5 protein-coding genes and 1 pseudogene are annotated in these 6000 nt (G+C 59.0%); 5 read left to right on the top strand and 1 reads right to left on the bottom strand.

Annotated features, from left to right (window positions below; genetic code table 11):
- Positions 1–77: 77 nt before the first annotated feature.
- From ABRP66_RS04240 to ABRP66_RS04225, 4 genes and pseudogenes are all read left to right on the top strand, one after another.
- A pseudogene (locus ABRP66_RS04240) lies at positions 78–425 on the top strand (YraN family protein); the annotation flags it as partial.
- Entirely contained in the window at positions 412–1977 is a 1566-nt protein-coding gene (locus tag ABRP66_RS04235; protein WP_284784472.1) for a YifB family Mg chelatase-like AAA ATPase, read from the top strand. The pseudogene ABRP66_RS04240 and the gene ABRP66_RS04235, both read left to right, overlap by 14 nt.
- Positions 1974–3155 carry a DNA-processing protein DprA gene (gene dprA / locus ABRP66_RS04230; protein ID WP_284796011.1) on the top strand — a complete coding sequence of 394 codons (1182 nt, stop codon included), beginning with the start codon at positions 1974–1976 and terminating at the stop codon, positions 3153–3155. The genes ABRP66_RS04235 and dprA overlap by 4 nt, the downstream gene beginning before the upstream one ends.
- Before the next feature lie 22 nt (positions 3156–3177).
- Entirely contained in the window at positions 3178–4095 is a 918-nt protein-coding gene (locus tag ABRP66_RS04225) for a tyrosine recombinase XerC (protein ID WP_284784469.1), read from the top strand.
- 7 nt (positions 4096–4102) lie between these two features.
- Here the strand turns inward: ABRP66_RS04225 and ABRP66_RS04220 are convergent, their stop codons facing one another.
- Entirely contained in the window at positions 4103–4624 is a 522-nt protein-coding gene (locus ABRP66_RS04220) for a M23 family metallopeptidase (RefSeq protein ID WP_284796013.1), read from the bottom strand.
- 391 nt (positions 4625–5015) lie between these two features.
- Here ABRP66_RS04220 and rpsB point away from each other — a divergent pair, with 391 nt between their 5' ends.
- On the top strand, positions 5016–5849 hold the full coding sequence (rpsB, locus tag ABRP66_RS04215; protein WP_284769593.1) for a 30S ribosomal protein S2: 834 nt from the start codon (positions 5016–5018) through the stop codon (positions 5847–5849).
- Positions 5850–6000 lie beyond the last annotated feature (151 nt).

The following is a 6000-nucleotide window of genomic DNA, read 5'->3' as shown; positions in this document are numbered from 1 at the left end:
GAACTCACAATGAACATCCTCTCCTACGGACACAAGATCCGTACTAATAGGGTGTCCACTAAACGAGGGTAACCTCACAACAGCTAGGCAAGCGGGGCGAATCATTTGCCGCGCGCTACCTCCGCCAGCGGGGATCCGAGATCATCGCCGCAAACGTTAGCTACCGCGTGGGAGAAATCGATCTGATCGCCCGCGAGCCAGATGGCACTATCGTCTTCGTCGAGGTGAAAACCCGCTCTACAGCGAGCTTTGGCATAGCTGAGGCCGTAACTCCACACAAGCTTTCGCGCATGCGCAGGGCCGCCGTCCAATGGTTAGATGGCAAGCCACTTTCCACAGTGCGCTTTGATGTCATAGCCCTCGTGGCCAAAAACGAGGGCTTTGAGCTAGAACACTTTACGGGGGTCGACGATGGCTCTCGGTAAATGTTTAGCAGTCTCCCTACACGGCGTGCTCGCCCGCGTTATCAACGTCGAAGCGAATGTGGGGCACGGGCTTCCCGGAATCCATGTGGTGGGGCATGCGGATACTGCGATATCTGAATCCCGCGACCGCATCAAGACCGCCGCCGCGAACTCCCGCCTGCCGTGGCCGAAAACCAAGGTCATCGTGTCCATGTCGCCGGCCTCTTTACCAAAATCAGGCTCCCACTTTGACCTGCCCATGGCCCTTGCGATTCTCGCCGCCCACGTAGAACAGCACGGCGCTGATTACGCGCGCTTCGTGCAGGCACCCAGCCGGGTTCTCGAAGAAACCTTGGTGCTCGGGGAACTGGGGCTGGACGGCACGGTTAGAGCAGTCCCCGGCATTATCCCAGCACTTCTTGCCGCCCGCGAGGAGGGCATTACTACGCTGGTTATTCCGCCAGGAAATGCCGCCGAGGCCACCCTCGTGCCCGATATGAATGTGCTGGTTGCAGCTACGCTCTTTGATGCCTTTGCGTGGGCGCTAGGAGAGCGTGACCTGCCTCGGGCAGCCGAGTGCTGCTCTGACCACCCCGCACCGGCACCCACACAGGAACGGCTCGACTATTGCGATATAGCCGGGCAGCATCATGCGAAGTGGGCGGCAGAAGTCGCCGCCGCCGGTGGACACCACCTGTTGATGATCGGCCCACCGGGCTCGGGAAAATCCATGATCGCCTCGCGCCTGCCCAGCATCCTTCCGGACCTGAGTCCAGACCAGATGGTAGAAACCACCGCTATCCACTCGCTGACAGGAACCCCCGGAGAAGTGGTCTCCCATGCTCCCTTCATCGCCCCGCACTCTTCGGTCACCCGCGCAGCGCTCCTTGGTGGTGGAAGCGGCCATCCTCGCCCAGGTGCGGTGAGCTTGGCCCATAATGGGGTGCTCTTCCTCGATGAAGTCAGCGAGGTAAGCGCACCGGTCCTCGACGGCATGCGGGCGCCTTTAGAAGAAGGCCATGTCCGCCTAGCACGCGCGCAGCAAGAAATAGACTACCCGGCGCGTTTCCAGCTCATTATGGCCGCCAATCCCTGCCGGTGCGCTGCCGAGGATCCCTCTAAATGCACCTGCAATCCGCATGACCGGCTTAATTATCTATCGAACCTGTCTGGGCCCTTGCGTGACCGCTTGGACATGGTGGTCACCCTGTCTGGGCAGTCAGCCACCATTAACGCGGAGGGCGAAGAATCATCTTCCGCCATTGCTGAGCGCGTCGCCTCAGCCCGTGACCGCGCCCGGGCACGCTGGGCAGCTGATGACATTCCGGCACGCGTCAACGGCGCCGTGTCCTCGTCCTATTTGCGCCGACACCGCCCAGCTTCCGAGTCCGCGATGATCATGCTGTCTGCCTACTTAGCCGAAGGCGAGATTTCGCAGCGCGGTATCGACCGCGTCCTGCGCGTGTCGTGGACCTTGGCCGATCTGCACGGAAGCTCTAGGCCGGATCTTGCGGAAGTGGGCCAAGCTCTCGACCTTCGCTCGAGCCAGACGGTGGGGAGGATTTCGGCATGAGTGAGCTTGATTTATCCACTCCACTTGCCACGTGGGTATATCTCAATCGCGTGGTTGAGGGCCCGTCTGCCTCCTTGCAGGCCTTGCTGGAGCACCATTCGGCGGAAGAGATTGCCCACGGGATTTATCACCGAGCCGATTGGATCGGGCCGCTTTTGGCCCGCACCGCCTCGCGGTTTGATTGGGTGCGGCAAAAAGAAGATCTCGCTGCGGCAGAGCGCGTAGGGGCGCGCTTGATTACGGCCGATAGCCCGGAGTGGCCGACAGAGGAATTCTCTTCCGCCTTCGGTTTCTACCAGAATGGCGCGGACGCGCCGGCCACATTCGATGAACAAGCAGTGCCGCCACATAGCTTGTGGGTACGCGGCTCAGCACTCAAACCCGAGGTAGGGCAGGCCGTAGGGATCGTGGGCACGCGCGCCATTTCGCGCTATGGGTGGCAGGCAACCCAAAGCGTGGTCTCAGGCCTGGTAAACCACGAATGGACGATCGTCTCCGGCGGCGCCTTGGGAGTAGATACGGTGGCGCATGAGACCGCCTTACACAATGCGGGACGCACCGTTGCGGTAGCCGCATGCGGAATCGACAAGAATTATCCGGCCCGCAATGGTGGACTCTTCGATCAGATTGCCGATAATGGCTGCATCGTCTCCGAATTCGCCCCCGAGACAGCACCCAAGCGGCATCGCTTCCTTATTCGCAACCGCCTTGTTGCAGCGCTGAGTCAAGGAATCGTGGTCATGGAAGCCGCGTATCGTTCCGGCGCGCTTAATACCCTCAACTGGGCGGAAGCTTTAGGGCGCGTTGCCATGGCCGTGCCGGGACCAATTACGACGAGCGGCTCGCTCGGGTGCCACCAGCGCATCCAAGACGGGCGGGCCCAGTTGGTCGCCAGCGCCGATGAAGTTCGCGCCCTAGTCAGCCGCGCCGGGACGGTCGATCCGGAGGCGCAATATGAGATGAATTTTGCGGCGTCCTTAACGCAGCGGCTATCGCGGAATGAGTTACGTGTTTTTGATGCGACCCCGCCGCCGGGACGCCCTGCAGCCACCGCTGAAGATATTGCACGCGACGCGGGATTCCGCCTTCCTCTTACTATCCACTTATTGCTTACCCTAGAGAAAATGTGCGTGATCGTGCGGGAAGGAAATAACTGGGTTCGCTTAGAGATGGGCTGAAAAGAAAGTAAACTCATGGGGTATGAGTGATAAACGGAAGGCTGCAGAAAGCAATGCTCCGGTGGGGCAAATGGATGAGGCCATCGAGGATTTTGCGGACTTCCAGCTCCAGGTCAAAGGCCGTGCGGAGGCTACGGTGCGTGGCTACCGCGCGGACTTAAAAAACCTGGCCCAAGACATCGATACTTTTGCGGACTTTAACCTCAATAACCTGCGGCAGTGGCTGGGCAACGCGCTTGCAGAAGGCAAAGCGCGCGCAACGCTGGCACGCAGGACTGCCTCAGTTAAAGCCTTTTCTACCTGGGCGGAAAGGGAAGGCTACCTAAGCCGTGATGTCGCGGCACGATTGGTAACACCGAAGGTGGGCCAGCATCTCCCAACGGTCATGGCGCCGCAACAGGCGGGCGAACTTGTGGGCAACGCCGTTTCAGTCGATGAAGCCCATTTTCAGCGCGATAGCGCCATTTTGGAGCTGCTCTATGCCACCGGAATGCGCGTTGCGGAATTGGCCCGCCTCGATATCGGGGACGTGGACTTTAAGCGTTCCACCGCGCGCGTTACTGGTAAGGGAAACAAGCAAAGGGTCGTGCCCTTCGGTACCGCCGCAACCGATGCCCTGCAGCAGTGGATAGATGGCGGGCGCAAAGAACTGGCGCGGGGAGATACCCAGGCCATTTTTGTGGGCAGTAGGGGAGCGCGCATTGATCAGCGCCAGGTGCGACGTATCGTGGAAAAAGCCGCAGCGGTTACGGGCACAAGCGGGCTAACACCGCACGGGGTGCGCCACCTTGCGGCTACTCACCTCCTAGAAGGCGGGGCGGATCTGCGCGTGGTCCAAGAGCTACTGGGCCATTCATCCTTGAGTACTACACAGATTTATACGCATGTCTCCGCAAAGCGGTTAAAGCAGGTCTATTCCCAGGCGCACCCGCGGGCCTGAGTAATTCTCATAAAGGCTTAAGCCGGATGACCGGCATATCTAGCAGGCTTAGTGGGTCGATATAGCTGTCTTTGGCGATTCGGGCGCCCCAATGCAGCCCTGGTGTGCCGTCTACTGGGTGGCCGAGCTTGCCTATAGTTTGGCCCTCGCGCACCTCTTGGCCTTGGGTAACGCTCGCGTGCACGGGTTGATACGTGGTGCGAATACCATCGGCATGGTCAATCGAAATAACCGGGGTGCCCGCTACGGTGCCGACAAAAGCTACGGTGCCTGATTCGGCGGCGACGACGGTACCGCCTATTCGCAGGGCCATATCGACGCCGCGGTGTCCGGCGCTCCACTTATGCTCGGGCTTATCAAAGCCGCGTAGCACCCGAACCGGGCGCGTCTTTCCGGAGGCGGGATCGACATATGCGGCAGCGGGCGCAGCGCACAGTAGCACTAGCGCACCAGTCAGGATGGTGGTGACGGAGGGGAGAAGGGGGCATCGGCAAGCGGCGTTGTTGTGTGGTCGTAGCAAACGGTTCATGGGGCACAGTGTGAAGCGTTGGGCCAATATTGTCCTGCGAAGCGTGGATTAGCTGTGGATAAATTGACAGCGTTGGGGCGGAAGAAACTCGAGTGACAATCGAGATGCAGCGGCCAGAGGAACTTGTGGAAAAGTGCTCGTTCGGTTTGGAAAATCCAGCTGGCTGGGATTATTGTCTTCTATAGCAGTGTGTCCGCTGGGTGGTAATCATCACGGAGGCATTGACTACGCGCGACGAAGTTGTCGCATCCTGCATTAAGGATGTGGCGGTCCGATAGCTGACGTGGTCCTTGGAAACAAGGTGTTAGCAGGGCCTTCGTTGCTAGGGTGCGGAATAAAACACCGCACATTTGGAAAAACCGAAAGACAATTAAAAGAAAGCGAGCGAATCATGGCAGTTGTAACCATGCGCGAGCTCCTCGACGCTGGTGTGCACTTTGGCCACCAGACCCGTCGCTGGAACCCGAAGATGCGTCGTTTCATCTTCACTGACCGTAACGGCATCTACATCATCGACCTGCAGCAGACGCTGACCTACATCGATGAGGCATACGAATTCGTTAAGGAAACCGTCGCTCACGGTGGCACCATCCTTTTCGTTGGCACCAAGAAGCAGGCGCAGGAAGCAGTTGCTGAAGAAGCAACCCGCGTCGGCATGCCTTATGTCAACCACCGTTGGTTGGGTGGCATGCTCACCAACTTCCAGACCGTGTCCAAGCGTCTGAAGCGCATGAAGGAGCTTCAGGCTATGGATGAGCGTGAGGACGGCTACAAGGGCCGTACCAAGAAGGAAGTTTTGATGCTTAACCGCGAGCGCGCCAAGCTTGAGCGCGTTCTGGGCGGCATCTCCGAGATGGCTAAGACCCCGTCCGCACTGTGGATTGTTGACACCAACAAGGAGCACATCGCGGTTAAGGAAGCTCACAAGCTGAACATCCCGGTTGTTGCCATCTTGGACACCAACTGCGACCCAGATGATGTTGACTTCCCGATTCCGGGCAACGATGACGCAATCCGTTCCACCAAGCTGCTGTCCGGCATCGTGGCTTCTGCCGTCGAAGAAGGTAAGAAGGCTCGCGAGGAGCGTCAGCTTGCAGCCGCTAAGGAAGCTGCCGGCGATTCCGCAGAGAAGGAACAGCGCGATGCTGAGGCTGCTGCAGCCGCATCCGATCCTGCTTCTGCAGAAAAGACCGAGGAAGCACCCGCAGACAAGCCTGCACAGTAGGCCTGCCTCTTGTGAGGATTCTTTCTTAACTGCACTTAATTGAATACCCCACGCACATTTTGGTGTGGGGCAGCTAGGGAATAATTCCTGTACAAGGCTGTTTACCTGACCCCTACCACCGTGTGCTACGGCGGTGGGGGTTACTTTTATC

This window comes from Corynebacterium sp. KPL2680 (genome assembly GCF_040225675.1).
In the GTDB taxonomy this organism is placed as follows: domain Bacteria; phylum Actinomycetota; class Actinomycetes; order Mycobacteriales; family Mycobacteriaceae; genus Corynebacterium; species Corynebacterium rhinophilum.
This window is presented reverse-complemented; position numbering and strand designations above follow the sequence as displayed.

Excerpts from the sequence above, each read along its gene's own strand:
- ABRP66_RS04235 (WP_284784472.1), top strand. The coding sequence starts at position 412 with ATGGCTCTCGGTAAATGTTTAGCAGTCTCCCTACACGGCGTGCTCGCC.
- ABRP66_RS04220 (WP_284796013.1), bottom strand. The coding sequence starts at position 4,624 with ATGAACCGTTTGCTACGACCACACAACAACGCCGCTTGCCGATGCCCC.
- rpsB (WP_284769593.1), top strand. The coding sequence starts at position 5,016 with ATGGCAGTTGTAACCATGCGCGAGCTCCTCGACGCTGGTGTGCACTTT.
- dprA (WP_284796011.1), top strand. The coding sequence starts at position 1,974 with ATGAGTGAGCTTGATTTATCCACTCCACTTGCCACGTGGGTATATCTC.
- ABRP66_RS04225 (WP_284784469.1), top strand. The coding sequence starts at position 3,178 with ATGAGTGATAAACGGAAGGCTGCAGAAAGCAATGCTCCGGTGGGGCAA.